General features: G+C 72.1%; 14 protein-coding genes. 5 read left to right on the plus strand and 9 right to left on the minus strand.

Annotation, left to right across the window (positions count from 1 at the left end; genetic code table 11):
* Nucleotides 1–45: 45 nt before the first annotated feature.
* The 6 genes from ACIBA9_RS29080 to ACIBA9_RS29105 all read right to left on the minus strand — a co-directional run bounded on the left by ACIBA9_RS29080 (nucleotide 46) and on the right by ACIBA9_RS29105 (nucleotide 9,183).
* A complete protein-coding gene (locus ACIBA9_RS29080) occupies nucleotides 46–1,047 on the minus strand; it encodes a GDP-mannose 4,6-dehydratase (protein WP_399367561.1) in 1,002 nt (333 codons plus the stop codon).
* Between the two features lie 45 nt (nucleotides 1,048–1,092).
* Nucleotides 1,093–2,487: a hypothetical protein gene (locus ACIBA9_RS29085; RefSeq protein WP_399367563.1), complete on the minus strand. Its 1,395-nt coding sequence runs from the start codon at nucleotides 2,485–2,487 to the stop codon at nucleotides 1,093–1,095.
* Nucleotides 2,484–3,998, minus strand: a complete 1,515-nt coding sequence (gene pelF, locus ACIBA9_RS29090) for a GT4 family glycosyltransferase PelF (protein WP_399367565.1) — start codon at nucleotides 3,996–3,998, stop codon at nucleotides 2,484–2,486. The genes ACIBA9_RS29085 and pelF overlap by 4 nt, the downstream gene beginning before the upstream one ends.
* A gap of 141 nt (nucleotides 3,999–4,139) precedes the next feature.
* Nucleotides 4,140–6,269 (minus strand): hypothetical protein, encoded by a 2,130-nt coding sequence (locus ACIBA9_RS29095; protein ID WP_399367567.1) that lies wholly within the window; start codon nucleotides 6,267–6,269, stop codon nucleotides 4,140–4,142.
* A gap of 399 nt (nucleotides 6,270–6,668) precedes the next feature.
* A complete protein-coding gene (locus tag ACIBA9_RS29100; RefSeq protein ID WP_399367569.1) occupies nucleotides 6,669–7,193 on the minus strand; it encodes a hypothetical protein in 525 nt (174 codons plus the stop codon).
* Nucleotides 7,194–7,566: 373 nt separating this feature from the next.
* A complete protein-coding gene (locus ACIBA9_RS29105; protein ID WP_399367571.1) occupies nucleotides 7,567–9,183 on the minus strand; it encodes an adenosine deaminase in 1,617 nt (538 codons plus the stop codon).
* A gap of 318 nt (nucleotides 9,184–9,501) precedes the next feature.
* On the opposite strand from ACIBA9_RS29105, the gene ACIBA9_RS29110 reads away from it, so the two are divergent.
* Together ACIBA9_RS29110 and ACIBA9_RS29115 are read left to right on the plus strand one after the other, a co-directional pair.
* A complete protein-coding gene (locus ACIBA9_RS29110) occupies nucleotides 9,502–9,765 on the plus strand; it encodes a DUF5133 domain-containing protein (protein ID WP_399367573.1) in 264 nt (87 codons plus the stop codon).
* Between the two features lie 155 nt (nucleotides 9,766–9,920).
* On the plus strand, nucleotides 9,921–10,838 hold the full coding sequence (locus ACIBA9_RS29115; RefSeq protein ID WP_399367575.1) for an SGNH/GDSL hydrolase family protein: 918 nt from the start codon (nucleotides 9,921–9,923) through the stop codon (nucleotides 10,836–10,838).
* Nucleotides 10,839–10,889: 51 nt separating this feature from the next.
* On the opposite strand, the gene pgm is transcribed toward ACIBA9_RS29115, so the two are convergent.
* The 3 genes from pgm to ACIBA9_RS29130 form a co-directional block, all read right to left on the minus strand.
* Nucleotides 10,890–12,530, minus strand: a complete 1,641-nt coding sequence (gene pgm, locus ACIBA9_RS29120) for a phosphoglucomutase (alpha-D-glucose-1,6-bisphosphate-dependent) (RefSeq protein WP_399367577.1) — start codon at nucleotides 12,528–12,530, stop codon at nucleotides 10,890–10,892.
* Between the two features lie 113 nt (nucleotides 12,531–12,643).
* Entirely contained in the window at nucleotides 12,644–13,483 is an 840-nt protein-coding gene (locus tag ACIBA9_RS29125; RefSeq protein WP_399367579.1) for a chitosanase, read from the minus strand.
* Between the two features lie 134 nt (nucleotides 13,484–13,617).
* The gene (locus tag ACIBA9_RS29130) at nucleotides 13,618–15,150 is read right to left on the minus strand and encodes an MFS transporter (protein ID WP_399367736.1); all 1,533 of its coding nucleotides are present in this window, start codon (nucleotides 15,148–15,150) and stop codon (nucleotides 13,618–13,620) included.
* Nucleotides 15,151–15,340: 190 nt separating this feature from the next.
* On the opposite strand from ACIBA9_RS29130, the gene mgrA reads away from it, so the two are divergent.
* The 3 genes from mgrA (at nucleotide 15,341) to ACIBA9_RS29145 (ending at nucleotide 17,438) form a co-directional block, all read left to right on the plus strand.
* Nucleotides 15,341–16,384 carry an L-glyceraldehyde 3-phosphate reductase gene (gene mgrA, locus ACIBA9_RS29135; protein ID WP_399367581.1) on the plus strand — a complete coding sequence of 348 codons (1,044 nt, stop codon included), beginning with the start codon at nucleotides 15,341–15,343 and terminating at the stop codon, nucleotides 16,382–16,384.
* Between the two features lie 188 nt (nucleotides 16,385–16,572).
* Entirely contained in the window at nucleotides 16,573–16,755 is a 183-nt protein-coding gene (locus ACIBA9_RS29140) for a hypothetical protein (RefSeq protein ID WP_399367583.1), read from the plus strand.
* Nucleotides 16,756–16,817: 62 nt separating this feature from the next.
* On the plus strand, nucleotides 16,818–17,438 hold the full coding sequence (locus tag ACIBA9_RS29145) for a DedA family protein (RefSeq protein WP_399367585.1): 621 nt from the start codon (nucleotides 16,818–16,820) through the stop codon (nucleotides 17,436–17,438).
* Nucleotides 17,439–17,498: the final 60 nt, after the last annotated feature.

A 17,498-nucleotide genomic window follows, 5' to 3' on the forward strand; every position in this document is an offset into this window, starting at 1 on the left:
CGTGAGGACGGTGACGTAGGGACACGACGGATGTGCCGGACCGGCTCAGATGTTGTAGATGCCGGTCTTGTAGCGGGCGAGGTTCGCCGGGTCACGGAAGAACTCCACGGTGTGCGCGAGACCCTGCTCCAGGGTGTGGGCGGGCTGCCAGCCGGTGGCCTCGGCGAGCCGGGTGGCGTCGGCCACTAGCCGCATGACCTCGGAGGCCGCCGGACGGATGCGCTCGGCGGCCTCACGGACGTCGAGGGCGGTGTCCATCACCTTCCCGATCAGTGCGACGAGGTCGCCGACGGAGATCTCGCCGCCCGTACCGGCGTTGAAGGTGCGGCCGACGACCTTCTCGGCCGGCGCGGTGCCGACGGCGAGGAAGGCGCGCGCGGTGTCCTTGACGAAGGTGAAGTCGCGTGTGGGCCGCAGATCGCCGAGGGTGATGGTGCGCTCCCCCGCCGCCACCTGACCGATGACGGTCGGGATGACCGCGCGCATGGACTGGCGCGGGCCGAAGGTGTTGAACGGCCTCAGGGTGACGACCTGGGTGCCGAAGCTCGCGTTGTAGCTGTCGGCCAGCCGGTCCCCGCCGGCCTTCGAAGCGGCGTACGGGGACTGGGTGTTGATGGGGTGGTCCTCGGTGATGGGCACGGTGCGCGCGGTGCCGTAGGTCTCGCTGGTGGAGGTGTGCACCAGCCGTGGTGTGCCCAGGGCGCGCACAGCTTCGAGCACGTTCAGGGTGCCGGTGACGTTCGTCTCCACATAGCTGTGCGGGGCCTGGTAGGAGTACGGGATCGCGATCAGGGCGGCCAGGTGATAGGCGGCGTCGGCGCCCTCGAGCAGACCGCGGACCGAGCCGGGGTCGCGGACGTCACCGAGGACGATCTCCACCTGGTCGAGGACGTCCGGGGAGAGGGTCTCCAGCCAGCCGTAGGAGGAGAAGGAGTTGTACTGGGCCATGGCCCGGACCCGGTGACCGGAGGCGACCAGGGCCTCGGTGAGGTGGGAGCCGATGAAACCCTCGGCTCCGGTGACGGCGGCGAGCGGTGCGGAGGTCAACTGCGGTGTCCTTCCGGTGGAGATCGGTTGGTTCGGGGATGGTCGTCAGGCGTGCCGGGAGGGGCGGCCGAGCAGCCGCAGCACGCACGCCGTGAGGCTGAGGGCCGCGGCGCCACAGCACAGCGGCAGTGCCACCGGGCCCGGTGGCAGGTGCAATAGCGTGACCGCGCCGGCCGCTCCCGCGGCGGCCAGACAGATGGCGGCCGGTGGCCAGGCGGTGCCGAACGCCTGGAGGAGCAGTGCTGTCCACAGGGTGGCCGCGAGCAGGAGCAGGGTGGCCGGTGCGGCGCCCGTGAGGTACGCGGCGGGCAGCAGCGGGAGCAGATAGCCGAGCAGGCACAGTCCCAGGACCGCCGCCGAGCGCAGCAGGAATCCCGTGGGGGTGGCGGCCCTGCGCAGGGCGGCGACGGACAGGCCCCGGTAGCGGTACAGCAGCCATTCGGCGGGGCCCATGCTGACGGTCAGCACGATCACCGCGTACGGCTCCCGGCGGCCTTCCAGCAGGACGAGCAGGCCGGCGGCGAGCCCGAACAGCCCGTACGGCAGGGACCACCGCAGCGGGAGCCTCTTGGCGTCGGCCGCCACCGGGGCGGTGAGGGCACCGCGCAGCGCGTGCGCGGTCACGGCGAGCGTGGCCAGCAGCGCCAGCAGGGGCAGTCCGGTGCGCAGCAGGTCGCCGGGGTCCCGCCAGGGCAGTACCGCGGTACCGGCGACGAGCGGGCTGAGGGCGGCCAGCAGCAGCCGTTCGCGGGCCAGGACGAGCAGGACGCCCGCCGCGGCAAGGTACAGCGACTGCGCCGCCGCCGCCAGGATCGCCGGGCCGCCGCCGGCGAGCGGTACGGCGGTGGCGGTGGCGACCGCCGCGCCCAGGACGGCGCCGGTGAGCAGGGTGCGGGCGGCCTCCCGGCGTCCGGCCACCATGCGTAGGTGGGCGCGGTGGCCGAGCGCCTGGCCCCACGCCCAGGAGACCAGGCCGGCCACGACCAGCGCGGCGGCGTGCCGTCCGGGGTGCCACAGGGGGGCGGTGAGCAGGTAGGCCGTTCCCGGCAGCGCGAACAGCACGCCGCGCAGGAGGCACCGGAGGGTGTCCGGCCGCCAGGGGTCGGCGGCCGGCGCGGGCTCGGGGAAGGTGCGGGGCACCTGTTCGTAGAGGGCGGTGGCCAGGGAGAAGAGGTTCGGGTAGCCGTAGCGTTCCTTGATCTGGTCGGCGGTCAGGCCCTCTGCCTCCAGCAGGGCCGCGACTTCGTAGGGGTGGACGGCGGGGCCGACGCGGTCGGCGAGTTCGGCGGCCAGTCGGCTGACCGCCTCCTCGTCGGGGCCTTGGCCGGGCAGGCGCAGGGTCAGCGTGTGGTCGTCACGGCGCAGGGGTGGGCCGACGAGCCGCAGCGCGAGGGTGTCCTGTTCCGTGCCGCCCGGTTCGAGGGCCATGGGTCCGCTCATCCGGCCAGGCTCCCCGCGGCGGCGATCCGGAGGTCGGGCACCTGTTCGACCGGTGCGGTGAACGGGGTCGCGTGGGTGGGCAGTTCGAGGTAGATGGAGCGGAAGGTGTCGATGGTCTGGCGCAGGGTGAACTGTTCGATGACCCGCAGCCGGGCCGCCTCCCCCATCGCCCGGCGCCGCGGGCTGTCGCCCAGCAGGCGCAGCGCGGCCTCGGCCATCCGGGCCGGGTCGCGCGGCGGGACGACGAGTCCGGTGTCGCCGACGGCCTCCCGGACGCCGCCCACGTCGGTGGAGACGGTCGCCCGGCCACAGGACATCGCCTCGATCAGGGTGAACGGGAAGCCCTCGCTGATGCTGGAGAGCATCACGACGTTCCCGGCCGCGTAGGCGTCCTTGATGTCGTCGACCCGGCCCTCGAAGGTGACCGCGTCGGCGTGTCCCAGTTCGGCCGCCAGCGCCTCGCACCGTTCCCGGTACGCCTCGCCGCCTCGCGGTGTGCCGCCGAACAGGCGCAGCCGGGCCTCGGGTATCCGTGCCCGGACCAGGCCGAAGGCGCGGATGAGGGTCTCCAGGTCCTTGATGGGGTCGACCCGGCCGGCCCAGCTGAGCGTGGGCACGTCCGGCTCGGGTCCGGCCGCCGGGAAGGCGGCGGGGTCCACGCCGTTGTAGACCGTGCGGATCGACTGCGGGTCGGCGCCGCCCTGCTCCTCCCAGAGCCGGTTGTAGCGGTTGCCGGGGGTGATCAGGGAGGCCCGGCGGTAGCTCTCCTCGGCGAGCAGCCGGAAGAACCCCAGGACGACGGCCTTCACGGGCCAGCGGTAGGGGGCGGTGCGGTAGCCGAGGTAGCGCTCGCGCAGATAGACGCCGTGCTCGGTGAGCAGGAGCGGCACCTCGTAGCGGTCCAGGCCGGCGAGGCCGGGCAGTACGGCGACGCCTCCGCTGACGGCGTGGGCGACGCCCCGGCGGGGCGGTGGGGCGGCGAGAGGGCGCAGGGCGTGTTCGAGGAGGGCGGTGGCGGTGACCGCGTCGTGCAGGGTGGGCCGGGACTCGTGGACGGCCAGTCCCGGGCGGTTCCACACCGCCGCGAGGATGGAGATGGCCTGGTCGCCGCGGAGGAACGGGCTCAGCGCGCCGTCGGCCGCGGCCCGCGCCATGGCGTACAGCGCGGGCGCGAACTGGTCCTCGGCGTGCGGGTCGAGGAGGGCGGTCAGGAAGCGCTCGTAGGCGGCGCCCAGTCGGTTGCGGGCGCGTCCCCGGGGCGGGCGGCCGCCCGGCGGGGCTCCCCACATGGGGACCGTGAGTACCTCGCCGACGTGGGTGGGCAGGTCCCATACGACGGGTTCGCGTCCGGTGCCGGTGACGGCGATGACGTCGAAGTCGAGGTCGGGCATGCCCTGGACGAGTTGGTCGCACCAGACGCTGACGCCGCCATGGCTGTGCGGGTAGGTGCCTTCGGTGAGCAGGGTGACGTGTGCCGCGCCGGGGCGGCGCACACCGTGCTGAACGTGCATCGATTGTGCTCCACGGCCGATGTGTGGGGTGGTCGTGCGGGTTGCGGCCGCCGGTGGGCGGCCGGAACCCGGGCCCGTCCGGGCGGCTCCCGCCGGCAGTGGGCGGGAGGCGTCGCAGGGGCCCTCGGGTCGGTGCGCCGTTCAGTGGTCCGGAGTGAAGGGGACCTGCTCGCTCACGCCCGCCGGGACCTCGGTGCGCGGGGCCGGTGCGGTGGCCGCCGCCTTGGCCCGCGGGCCGGCGGCCGGGGCGGTGGTGGCGGACGGCAGGGTGTAGGTGAGCGCGTTGCCGTCGGAGACGGTCCAGCCGGACACCTCGCCCGCGTATGCGCTGCCGAAGGCGTTGCCGCCGAGGGTGGTGCCGCCGGGCAGGGTGGCGGTGACGGCGGTGCCGTCCGGGGCCTGCACGGCCACGGTGTCGCCGATGCGGTACGCGGTGACCTGTCCGGCGGTGAGCGCGCTCTTCCAGGCGGCGCGGCGCTGGAGTTCGGTGCCGATGTCCTTCATCCGCAGGTTCACCACGGGGGTGTTGTCGGCGAACAGGGCGTCGTAGCCGTCGAGTACGCCGCTCAGCACCGGGTAGGCCAGGCGGTCCTCGGCGAGGTTGGACTGGTGGATGAAGTGCGGCTTGGGGTCGTTGGACAGCACGTGACCGAGGGCGGTCCGGGTCTCCAGCGGCACGATGTAGTCGCCGTAGCCGGTGGCGGTGTCCAGCGGCGCCGGCAGACAGGTGGTGGTCGCGGGGTTGTCCTCGCAGATGCCGCTGCCGCCCTGGGCGCGGCTGGTGTAGAGCCAGTTGTACTCGTCGACCTGTTCGGTGGCGTGGCCGGCGTTGTAGAAGACGTTCATCGGGTAGCGGGAGACCGTCGTGGCGGGGCCGACCCGGCGCTGCGCGGGGTCGCGGGAGTTGTCCGAGGCGAGCCACTTGACGCCGTCGTCGGCGAGAGCGGGGGCGAGGTAGGGGTTGTCCTGAGGCTGCTGCGGCAGGATCCTCAGTCCGGAGTGCTCCCCCGTGACCAACTCGTCGGTCTGCAACGGGAGTCCGGCGGCCTGACCCCAGGCCCGGTTGGTGGCGATCTCGTGGTCGATCGTGGCGCGGTCGACCCACTTGGTGCTGCCGTCCGCGTTGGTCTGGCAGGTCCAGGGCACGACGGTGACGTTCTGCTCGCAGCCCAGGAAGGCGTGCGTGTAGGTGTGGTTGACCCAGCGGAACCGGTCGCGGTCGGCGATGAGCTTGTCGGCGAGCAGGTCCACGCCGTCGTTGTCCTCGCGTTGGTCGACGCTGCCGGAGCCGTTGTAGACCAGGTCGAGGGTGAAGTCGTGGCTGTCCTGCCAGGCGGTGGCGTAGTCGACGTCCGCCGGGGTCATCCGGATCGGGCTGGGTGTGCCCGCGGCGCCCGCGCAGTCGACGTCGCCAGGGGTGCAGTCGAGACGGGTGTCCCAGCGGTCGTCGGCAGCGAAGACGTCGTCCACGTGGACGGCGAAGTAGTTGCGGGAGGCGCCGAGGTGTACGCCGCCGGTCATCCACTCCACGATGCCGCGGGCCAGCAGCCGGAACTGCTGCTGGTACTGGTTGTAGACGAAGGTGACGACCAGCTCGCGCCGCCCTTCGTGCCGGTACTCGCCGATCAGGGAGCCCTGGGTGGTGGTGCCGGGGATCGGCGCCTGGACGTACGGCGTGAAGTCGGCGCCCGGGGCGGGGGACGACAGATAGGCGTAACTCTCTCCGGCCGTGGGCGAGTTGTCCTCGAACGGTACGGCGCCGTCGAGGTAGCCGAAGGGTCCGGCCTTGCCCGCGGCGGTGACCTGGGCCCGCACCCCGTCGATGCTGCCCGAGTAGCCGCCGGAGGACGGGACCTGGAGTCCGGCCTGGGGGCGGGCGTAGGTGTAGGCGTCGACCTGTGGGACGGCGTAGGTCTGCTCGTAGGCGGAGAGGGCGGCCATCTCGGCGGAACCGGTCGCGAACGGGTTGTCGTCGGGCAGGACGACGGCCTGGAACCTGGCCCGGGGCCGGCCGTCGACGGTGTCCGCCAGGAAGGCGGCGTCGATGGTGGGCCGGTCGGAGTTCGTGAGGTCTATCTCGGTGTACGGCGTTCCGGCGGCGGCGAGTTCGGCGGCGATGGCGTCGGTGGCCGGACCCCCGTCGCTCACCACCAGGACTCTGAGGTCGATGCGTGGAGCCGTGGTGTCGGCCTGTGCCGGGCCTGCCTGCAGGCCGAGCGCGCCGACGAGCGCGCCCACCGTCAACGCGGTGGTGCGTATGGTCCGCTTCATGCGGTGAAGTTCCCCTCCCCGGGCAGGGGTGAGCACGGCTCACATGGAGCGGACGCACCCCCTTGTGCGGCGCCGGCATTCCCCCTCAGAAGCCGGTCGACGCACATCCGTCGCGTCACATGGTGATGGCGCTGTGTAGCTTTTGTGGTCGAATCACGAAACCAGACGGAAAAGTGTAAGTGTCCGCCAACATTCGGAAGCAACCTGACAGACCGTTCTTCCATCCCGGTCACAAAGGGGCGGCGCCACCGGCGGGACCCCGACCCCTGGTCCGGCCGCTCGACGCCACACCGGCGGACCGAGGGGGTCCGCCGGTGTGGCGTCGATGTGATCCGCGATGCGGCAACGAGTCGACGGACAGGGCGTTTTCGGGCCATCCGCCCGGAACCGGGTGGTCCGTCAGGCGCAGAGCACGCGGGTCTCGGGTGTGTAGACGGGCCCGCCGCTGGTGTTGCCGCTGTCGCTGAACTCGGCGTAGAAGTACGAGTAGAAGCCGATGTTGCCGTTGCAGCCGGAGTCGGCGGCGACCTGGAGGGTCAGCGTGACGGTGCGGCTCTGGCCGGGCGGGATGGTGGAGCCGTAGTCGGCGCCGAGGTTGCTCGGGCCGGTACCCGAACAGGGGGTGCTCCCGGTGGCGGTGGCCAGGCTGCATCCGGTGAAGCCGTACTTCAGGTCCGGGCGCTGGGTGGTCAGCCAGGTCGGGTCGATGGTCTGGTACACGAACCAGACGTCGTAGGTCTTGTTGTTCGTGATCGTCATCGACAGGTTCACCGTGCCACCGGGCGTGGTGGTCGCGCTGTCGGTGGCGAAGGTGAGCGCGGCCGGTGCCGGGTCGGCGCTCGCGGCGGGTGCGAGGCCGAAGACGGCGAGGAGGACAGTGAGGACGGCGGTGAGGCCGAGGCGCCTCATCAGAGGGGATCGCATGGCCCGGGAGGCTAGGCAGGGCGCCGTGACGGCGTCTGCCCCGCCGGACGCCCTCGAACGGCGATCGGCCGAAAGTGCTTGTCCCGTGAAGAAGGTGCGACGGAGTTGTGACGAGGCGTCTCGGGCCGTGGACCCGCGCTTCCGGTTCGCGGCGGCGCGGTGCGCCAAAGGGGCGGCCCGCGTGACGGCATTGGCGCGGAGGCGACCTCCCCGCGCGGCCGGAAGCACGGCCACCGGTTGCCCACGGCCGCCTTCTCGGCCAAACAGCGCTTTTCGGACCGGGGAGCGGGTGGGTTCGCGCGGGTCGGGGCCGGCGTGGGCGCCCGTGCCGCCAGGGGGCCGGTGTCCGGCCCCCTGGCGTCGGTGGACGCGGTCAGTGCGAGGTGCGGGTGTGCGCTCGTTCGAAGGCGGCGAAGGCGACCTCCTGGCTCCATTCGAGCCGCGCCCTCGGGCTGTCCGCGAGGAGGTGCCGGCAGGCCGCGCCGCGCACGGGCAGACCGGCCTGTTCGGCGTGGCAGGCCGTGCCCAGGCGGTAGCCCCGGGCGGTGGGGTCGTCCCGCCACAGGCTCGTGCCGGGCAGGAAGCCGTACTCCAGCGAGGCGCGGGCCAGATCCTTCAGCTCGGGGTAGCGCAGGCCGTAGGTCGCGGCCGCGTATTGGTACTCGTGGCTGATGTCGATCCGGGACACCCCGGGGTCGTCGGTGGCGAGGACCACGGGGACGCCGTAGCGGCGGTAGGTGGTGAAGGGGTGGTCGGCGCCCTTGACGCCGAGGATCTGGGCGTTACTGGAGAAGGGCACCTCGACGGCGATCCGGCGGGCGGCCATGGTGCGGGCGGTGTCCTGCCAGTGGTCCTCGTGGACGAGGTCGACGCCGTGTCCGACCCGTTCGGTGCGGGCGACGTCCACGGCCTCGCGGATGTGGAAGCGCAGGTCCTCGGGCTTGACCAGGCCGGGCCACAACTCGCCCGCGTGCAGGGTGACATGGGCCTTCGGGTACTGGGTGCGCAGATAGCGGACCATACGCATCTGCAGGCTGTAGTCGCGCAGCGAGCTGTCCCAGTCCTCCGGCTGGACGAGGTTGACGGCGACGAACCGCGGGTCGGCCTCGGCCAGCCGCATGCCGAGGGCGAGCTGGGTGAAGACGCGTTCCGGTGCGCTGCCCCGGGAGGCCTGGGAGATCCAGCGGACGGTGAGTCCGCAGCCGGGCCGGGCCCGTGAGGTGCCGCAGTGCTCGGTGGCCCGGAACTCCTCGTCGCCGTCGTCGGCCTCCGCGCGGGCGTCGGCGACGAGCTTGTCCAGCCTGCCGCCCGCCAGCAGTTTGCGGTGCAAGGCGGCGAGGTCGTCGTCCCAGCCGACCTCGGCGGCGAGGTTGCGCGCGCCGTCGGAGGCGGGCGTGACCATCGTCTCCAGATAGAACTGGTTGCCGCGCACGACGGTGTCGGCGACCTCGGCGAGCAGCTTGCCCCGGTGCCGCCAGGTGACCTCGCCGAACTTGCCGAAGGTGTCGAAGAAGTGGTCGTGGCCGTTCCGGTCCGGCGGGAAGTCCTCCATGGACCAGGCGCGCACGATCGCCTCGCGGAAGGCGCTGTCGGTGCGCGCGTCGGCGGCGGGGCGGGTGCCGGGGCCGCAGGGCGGGGCGAGCGCGGTCAGCGTCGCGGTGTCGACGCACAGCCCGTCCTCGGCGGCCAGCTCGATCAGGTACTCCGTGGACACCGCGCCGGACAGGTGGTTGTGCAGATCGCCGCCCTTGGGCAGCTGCCGGAAGAAGTCCCGCAGGGCCGTGGGCCGGTCGCGCACGGACCGGAGGTAGGCGTCGGTGCGCGCCTCCGCCGCCGTGACCTGCCGGGGCGGCGGGGCCGCACGGTGGTCGTCCTGCCGAGCCGGCTGTGCGGCGGCGGGCAGGGCGGACAGCAGGGAAAGGGCACTGAGCGTGCCGAGCGCGGCCGGAACGACCCGGTGGCGTACGGCTCTTCGACGTTGCAGAGTCACACGGGCATGATCACGGAAAGATCACGGCCGGATCGTCGCGCCGTGCGGGCCGCGACCGGAGAGCACCCGACCGGGTGACGCCCCGCGGTGCCGGCGGGGTGATGGCGGTTCGACGGCGTCGTGGTGGTGGGGCGAAGGCGGGCTGACGGCGGGTCGACGGCAGGGGCGGATGGACGGGGCAGACGGACGGGGCAGATGGACGGCGGCCACCTGGTCGACGGCCATCGCGCGTGCGGGCGCCGGGAGGCGGGCGGCCCGCGCACGCGGGTACGTGCGCGGGGATTTCGCACATTGGCGACCGACCAGGAGGCCCCACCCATGCTGATGGCACACCCCGCGGTACTGAAGGACCTCATCGCCCAGTACGAGGCCCTCACGCTGCTCGGGGCCGAGGAGAGCACCTCGCAGGGCCGCCGGCGCCTCGCGGACATCTCCTGCTCGCTGTGCGTGGCCACCGGCACCAGGGACGTCGACATGGCCCTCATCGCCGCCCGGCACCGCCTCTCCGGAGCCCGCCCCGAGGACGATTCCCTGCTCACGCCGGCCGCCACGGCGGCACCGGAACCCGCCTGCGGGGTGTGACGCACCCGGTGCGCGCACCTTCCCCCTGAAGTCGTCGCCTCCCGCTTCTGGTCGGCGCGACCTACCGGACGGTATACAGGCCCCGTCGAACACGCGAGGGCCGCTCTCCGTTGCCGTCCCGCGCGTGCAGCAGCGGCTTTTCAGGGGGAGGATCCATGGCGCACGACACACGCCGGGCGGACAGGGCGGGACACCGGCGGCGAGCCGCCGTACTGGGGGCGGCGTTGAGCGGCTGCGCCCTGGTCGCCGCGTCCACGACGCCGGCCGCCGCGCACACCGGCGGCTCCGGCCGCGACATCGCCTACGTGGCGCTCGGCGACTCCTACACCTCGGGGCCGGGCATTCCCCGCCAGGTGGACGTCGACTGCGCCCGCTCCGACCACAACTACCCCTCCCTGGTGGCGGCACAGCGACGGGTGGCCTCGTTCACGGACGTCAGCTGCGGCGGGGCCACGACCGCGCAGATGTGGCAGGCCCAGGGCGACAACGGGCCCCAGCTCGACGCGCTGGACCGGAACACGGACCTGGTGACGGTGCAGATCGGCGGCAACGACGTCGGGTTCGGCCCCATCATCGCCACCTGCGCCCGCCTCGCCGCCCAGGATCCGGCGGGCAACCCCTGCGAGCGCTCCTACCGCACGTCCGGGTACGACGAACTGGCCGTCGCCGTCGTGCGGACCGCCCCGAAGGTCGACCGGGTGCTGCGGGCCGTGCACGCCCGGGCGCCGCACGCGCGGGTGGTCGTCGTCGGTTATCCGGACCTGCTTCCCGACGACGGCAGCGGCTGCTTCCCGCAGGTTCCGTTCGCGGCGCGGGACTTCCCCTACCTGCGCGACACGGAGAAGCGGCTGAACCTGATGCTGCGCCTGGTGGCGGCCGTGAACGGGGCGGACTACGTCGACACCTACCGCCCCACCGTCGGCCACGACATGTGCAAGGCGCCCGCGGACCGCTGGATCGAGCCGCTGCGGCCCGCCTCGCCCGCGGCTCCGGCCCACCCCAACGCCGTGGGTGAGGCGGCGATGGCGGGGGCGGTGCTTGACCGGCTGGACGCGGGGCACGGGCACCGCTGAGCCGTACGGCGGCCCCCCTGACGGTGTCACGGGGGCCGCCGTGCGGTGCCGTCAGCCGCCGAGCGCCGCCAGCACCACGTCCTGGGCCTCCTGCTGTACCCGGGCGAGGTGGTCGGGACCGAGGAAGGACTCGGCGTACACCTTGTACACGTCCTCGGTGCCCGAGGGCCGGGCCGCGAACCAGGCGTGCTCGGTGCCGACCTTGATGCCGCCGATGGGGGCGCCGTTGCCGGGCGCCTCGGTCAGCACGGAGGTGACCGCCTCTCCGGCCAGGGTGTCCGCGGTGACCTGGGCCGGCGACAACTTGGCCAGCAGGGCCTTTTGTTCGCGGGTCGCGGGCGCGTCGATGCGCGCGTAGGCGGGCTCCCCGAAGCGCGCGGTCAGGTCGGCGTAGTGCTGCGAGGGGGTACGGTCCGTGACGGCCGTGATCTCCGAGGCCAGCAGGGCGAGGATGATGCCGTCCTTGTCGGTGGTCCACACCGAGCCGTCCCGGCGCAGGAACGACGCGCCGGCCGACTCCTCGCCGCCGAACCCGAGCGCGCCGCTGCTCAGTCCGTCCACGAACCACTTGAATCCGACCGGTACCTCGACCAGCGGGCGGCCGAGGTCGGCGGCGACGCGGTCGATCATCGTGGAGGAGACGAGGGTCTTGCCGACGCCCGCGTCGGCCGGCCACCGCTCGCGATGCCGGTAGAGGTAGGAGATGGCGACGGCGAGGTAGTGGTTGGGGTTCATCAGACCGGCGTCCGGGGTGACGATGCCGTGCCGGTCGGCGTCGGCGTCGTTGCCGGTGGCGATGGAGTACCGGTCGCGCTGCTCGATGAGGGAGGCCATCGCGTACGGCGAGGAGCAGTCCATGCGGATCTGCCCGTCCCAGTCCAGCGTCATGAACCGCCAGGTAGGGTCGGTGTGGGGGTTGACCACGGTGAGGTCGATGCCGTGCTGGTCGGCGATCCGGCCCCAGTAGGCGACGGAGGCGCCGCCGAGCGGGTCGGCGCCGATGCGCACCCCGGCCGCGCGGATGGCGTCGAGGTCCAGCACGCTCGGCAGGTCGGCGACGTAGGTGCCGAGGAAGTCGTACCGCCCGGTCGTGTCCGCGGCGAGCGCGCGGGCGTACGGCGTCCGGCGTACGTCCTTCAGGCCGCCGGAGATGATCTGGTTGGCGCGGTCCTGGATCCAGGAGGTCGCGTCGGAGGCCGCCGGGCCGCCACTCGGCGGGTTGTACTTGAAGCCGCCGTCGGCGGGCGGGTTGTGCGAGGGCGTGACGACGACGCCATCCGCGAGGCCGGCGCTGCGGCCCCGGTTGTGGGCGAGGATGGCGTGCGAGACGGCGGGGGTGGGCGTGTAGCCGTCCTCGCTGTCGACGAGCACGCGCAGCTCGTTGGCGGCGAACACCTCCAGCGCCGTCACCTTCGCGGGTTCGGACAGGGCGTGGGTGTCGGCCCCCAGGAAGAGGGGGCCGTCGATGCCCTGGGCCGCGCGGTATTCGCAGATGGCCTGGCTGGTGGCGGCGATGTGGTCCTCGTTGAAGGCGGTGTCCAGGGACGAACCCCGGTGCCCCGAGGTACCGAACGCCACCCGCTGCCCCGGGTCGGCGGGGTCCGGGTGCAGTGCGTAGTACGCCGTGACCAGCCGGGCCACGTCGACAAGGTCCTCGGGACCGGCCGGCCGGCCGGCTCGCTCGTGCGGCATGAGTCCTGTTCCTCCGCATCGTGGGGTCGTGCACTCATCGCCCATCTTTCCTCGTCAGGGGCGTGCCATGCACGTGCGCCGGCCGGCCTGTCGCACGCCTTGCGGGACGGCGGTCAGCCGATGTGGTAGCTGTCGCCGTACACCTTCCAGTCGAGCGGGGTGTTCAGGTCGAGGTTGCCCTTCTTCAGGAAGACCCGCTGTTCGGTGTCCACGCGGGTGGTGTCGCTGTGTGCCTCCTCCTGCTTCATCGCCCAGACCCGGGCGTCGAGGAAGGCGTTCAGATACGTCGTCTCGTTGCCGCCCTGCGCCGGGGGCTTGGCGCTGCGCAGGGCGCGCCCGCGGATGTTGCGGAAGCTGGTCGGGTCGTCGCCGTCCCCGTGCATGACGATGGCGTCGTAGTAGGCGAACTGGCCGAGCGCGCGCAGTCCGTCGGTCTTGCCCTGGGCGACGGCCGGGTTGAAGTAGACGCGGTCGCGCTCGTCGTTCTGGGCCTGCTGGAAGACCGTGTCCTGGGCGGCCGTGCGCCAGTCCTTGGGGAAGTTCGGGTCGAGGCCGGAGTGCGAGTCGGTGCCGTTGACCCTGCGCAGGGCGGGCAGGTACTTGGCGAGGACGTTGCCGGGCTTGCGGTCGGTGTAGAGCTGGACCAGGTCGAGCATGTCGCCGGTGCCGGAGCAGAAGCCGATGATGCCGGCGGTGTAGCCGCGGCCGTCGCCGATGTCCTCGATGTACTTGTACTGGGCCTTCCAGTCGAGCGAGGAGTTCTCCGCGCTCGACACCAGCTTCATCGCCGTCTCCTTCTTCGCCGGGTCGTCCAGGCCCGGCGCCGCCGCCGGCGCGGCGACGGCGGTCCGGGTGCCCACCAGGGCACCGGTGGCGATGGCGCCGAGCGCGGCGACCACGGTTCGGCGGGAGAGGCGGGTGGGGACTGCCGTGTCGCGTTCTGCGTGCACCACAGGGACTCCAAGGGGGAGTGGGGGGTGGGTGGTTGGACCGTACCGGTACTGGTAGGAAAGTTTCCTATCAAACTCGGTGCGGACCGGAAACCCGGCACGCGAGAACTTCGTAGGATCCGACAGCTCCCGGACGGTCAGCCGTGCCGCGCCTTCTCCCGCTCCTGCGCGTAGGCGTACAACTCCTGGGAGGTGGTGATGAGTTCGCCCCGTTCCGCACGCGAACCGACCATCGGCTGCGAGCCCTTGAGCGGCACCTGGGCGCTCTCCGGGAGGAACTTGACGGTCACCAGGCCGATGAGGCCGGCCAGCATCAGGTAGTAGGCCGGCATCAGGTCGTCACCCGTGGCGTCGACCAGGGCGGCGGTGACCAGCGGGGTGGTGCCGCCGAAGGCCGCCACGGCGAAGTTGAAGCCGATGCCCATGGCGGCGTAGCGCACCGCGGTCGGGAAGAGGGCCGGCAGGGTGGCCGCGCTCGGCGCCGCGAAGCAGGCCAGCAGGGTGGACAGGAGCAGCACACCGAGGATCGGCGGCCAGGTGCCCTGCGCCTTGATCAGCAGGAAGGCCGGAATGGCGAGCACGATCATCGCGACGGCGGCGACGGCGTAGAGCGGTCGCCGGCCGACGCGGTCGCTGAGCCGGCCGAGGAAGGTGATCAGTACGACGATCCACACCATCCCGACGAGCACGAGGATGTCGGCGGAGCCGCTGGAGCGGTTGAGGGTCTCGGTCTGGTAGGTCGGCAGATAGCCGGTGACCATGTAGTTGGTGACGTTGTAGAGCAGCACCAGACCCATGCAGACCAGCAGCGACCGCCAGTGGTTCTTGACGATGTCCTTGAACTCGCTGCCCGCGGACTCCTGCGCGAGGCTCTTCTCGTGTTCGTCCAGTTGCTGCTGGAAAGCCGGGGACTCCTCCAGCTTGAGCCGCATGTAGAGGCCGATCACCCCGAGCGGGCCCGCGATCAGGAAGGGGACACGCCAGCCCCAGGAGAGCATCTGATCGTCGGTCAGCGCCAGGTTCAGCACGGTGACCAGGGCCGAACCCAGGGCGTAGCCGACGAAGGTGCCGAAGTCGAGCCAGCTGGAGAGGAAGCCGCGCCTGCGGTCCGGTGAGTACTCGGCGACGAAGGTGGTCGCCCCACCGTACTCGCCGCCGGTGGAGAAGCCCTGGACCATGCGGGCGAGCAGGAGCAGCACGGGTGCCGCGACGCCGATCGTCGCGTAACCGGGGATGACGCCGATGACGAAGGTTCCCACCGCCATCATGATCATGGTGGTGGCGAGTACTTTCTGCCGGCCGATCCGGTCACCGAGCGGCCCGAACACCAGGCCGCCCAAGGGCCGTACGACGAACGCCGCGGCGAAGGTCGCGAACGAGGAGATGACCTGCGCGGCCGGGGAGGCGCCCGGGAAGAAGACCTTCCCGATGGTGGCGGCGAGATAGCTGTAGACGCCGAAGTCGAACCACTCCATGCAGTTGCCGAGCGCGGAGGCGCCCACGGCGCGCCGGAGCAGGGGCCCCTCGACGACCTGGACGTCGTCCTTGCCCAAGGCCCCGCGGTTGCGGCGGAGCCTTAGCGTCAGCTCCTCACGGACCTGATGCGGCAACCTGCCCACGGCCTTGGGCACCCGGGGCCGGTTCCCGTTCTCTCGCTCCCCGTCGGGCATCGCGCCGCTCACTGACGTCTCCATTCTCTCGCACCACTGATCACCCGCCTGCCCCGGCGGCCGATTCAGAAACGGAACCGCTCAATCCCATACGGGACGGCGGTTGGACTTCACCTGGTGCCAGGACGGAGGGTGGGCGAGCCCCCGCGCACCCGCGGGGCCCCCTACGGCACCACCCGGAGAAGACCCGATGACGTACGTCGCGGACCCCGCTCGCTACGACGGCACCATGCGCTACCGGCGCACCGGCCGCTCGGGGCTGGACCTGCCGGTCCTGTCCCTGGGCTACTGGCACAACTTCGGCGACGACCGCCCCTTCGAGGCCCAGCGCGAGATCGCCCTGCGCGCCTTCGACCTCGGGATCACCCACCACGACCTGGCCAACAACTACGGTCCGCCGTACGGGGCCGCCGAGGTCAACTTCGGCCGGCTGCTCCGGCGGGACCTGGCGCCGTACCGCGACGAGCTGGTGATCTCCACCAAGGCGGGCTGGGACATGTGGCCCGGCCCCTACGGGCAGGGCGGCGGCTCCCGTAAGTACCTGCTCGCCTCGCTGGATCAGTCGCTCCAGCGCATGGGCCTGGACTACGTGGACATCTTCTACTCCCACCGACTGGACGCGAGCACGCCGCTGGAGGAGACGATGGGGGCGCTGGACACCGCCGTCCGCCAAGGCAAGGCGCTGTACGTCGGCATCTCCTCCTACGACGCGGAGCGCACCCGGCAGGCGGCCGCGATCCTGCGGGACCTCGGCACCCCACTGCTGATCCACCAGCCGTCGTACAGCATGCTCAACCGCTGGATCGAGACCGACGGCCTGCTGGACGCGGCCGCGGAGGAGGGCTTCGGCGTGATCGGCTTCACGGCGCTGGCCCAGGGACTGCTCACCGGCCGCTACCTGGAGGGCCTGCCGCCGGACTCGCGCGCGGCGCGGGGGACCTCCTTCGACCCGGCGTGGCTCACGGACGACATGCGGCACCGGCTGCGCGCCCTGAACGACATCGCGGCCCGGCGCGGGCAGACCCTGGCCCAGATGGCACTGGCCTGGGCGCTGCGCGACGAGCGGGTGACCTCGCTGGTCGTCGGCGCCTCTCGCACCGAGCAGCTGGAGCAGAACGTGGCCGCGCTGGAGAACCTGGAGTTCGACGAGGCGGAACTGGCCGAGATCGACACCTACGCCACCGAGGGCGGCGTGGACCTGTGGCGCGAGGCCCGGCTCGGCACGCTCGGATAGGCCCTTGTCACTCGGTGCCGAAAAGTCAGGCACCAGGTGACAAAAACTCTGGACAATGCGGAAAAGTAAGACATAATAGAGGCAGGTCGGACAGCGTTGTCACCGTTACCACTGTCCCGCTCGTCCCCCTTCTCCCCCGCTTTGTTCCCCCCGCGTTCGTCCCGCGACTTCGAGGAGCCGCTCTCCGCATGGCGTACGGAGCTCACCACACCCCCCTGCTGCCTCCCCACCCCGATCTGGCCCTCGCCCGCGACTGCGAGCACTGCTTCGGCTGGGGAACCGTCGTCACCCGCGACGGCGACCACGAACTGTGCCTCGAATGCCAGCAACCCTCCGGTGACGACGAGGGCACCGCCCGCGCCGGCTCCTAGCGGAACCCACGGCGCCGGGCGCCGCCCGCACCGCCGTACCGGAAGGGCCGTACCGTGGGGGGATGTCCGCACCCCTTCCAGGACCGCTGGCCCCACTGGGGCCGCTGCTCGGCCACTACGGCTACTGGGCCGTGGGGGCCGTGATCCTCGTGGAGGACTTCGGGGTACCGGCACCCGGCGAGACGATTCTGCTCGCCGCGGGGGTGTACGCGGGCGCGGGACGGCTGAACATCGTGGCGGTGGCCGCCATCGCATTCGCCGCGGCCGTCGTCGGCGACAACATCGGGTATCTGATCGGCCATCTCGGCGGGCGGGCCTTCGTCCACCGCTGGGGCAAGTACGTCTTCCTGACGCCCGAGCGGTTCGCGACGGCCGAGGCGTTCTTCGACCGGCACGGCGGCAAGATCGTGACCGTGGCCAGGTTCATCGAGGGCCTGCGCCAGGTCAACGGCATCATCGCGGGCACGACCGGTATGCGCTGGCGCCGCTTCCTCGCCTACAACGCCCTCGGTGCCGCCCTGTGGGTCGGCCTCTGGGCGAGCCTCGCCTACCTGGCGGGTGACCACATCATGGCCGTCTACGAGGAGATCAGGCGCTACCAGCTCTATTTCGCCGTCGGCTTGGCCGTCCTGCTCGCGGCCCTCGTCGTCCGGCACCTCCTGCGGCGGCGCCGCCGACGCTGACCTCGCCGCCGGCCGCCGCCCGGCTCGGCCGCGTACGGGCCCGGCCCATCGCCCGCGAGG

Origin of the sequence: Streptomyces sp. NPDC051452, from assembly GCF_044454765.1 — a bacterium.
In the GTDB taxonomy this organism is placed as follows: Bacteria; Actinomycetota; Actinomycetes; order Streptomycetales; family Streptomycetaceae; genus Streptomyces.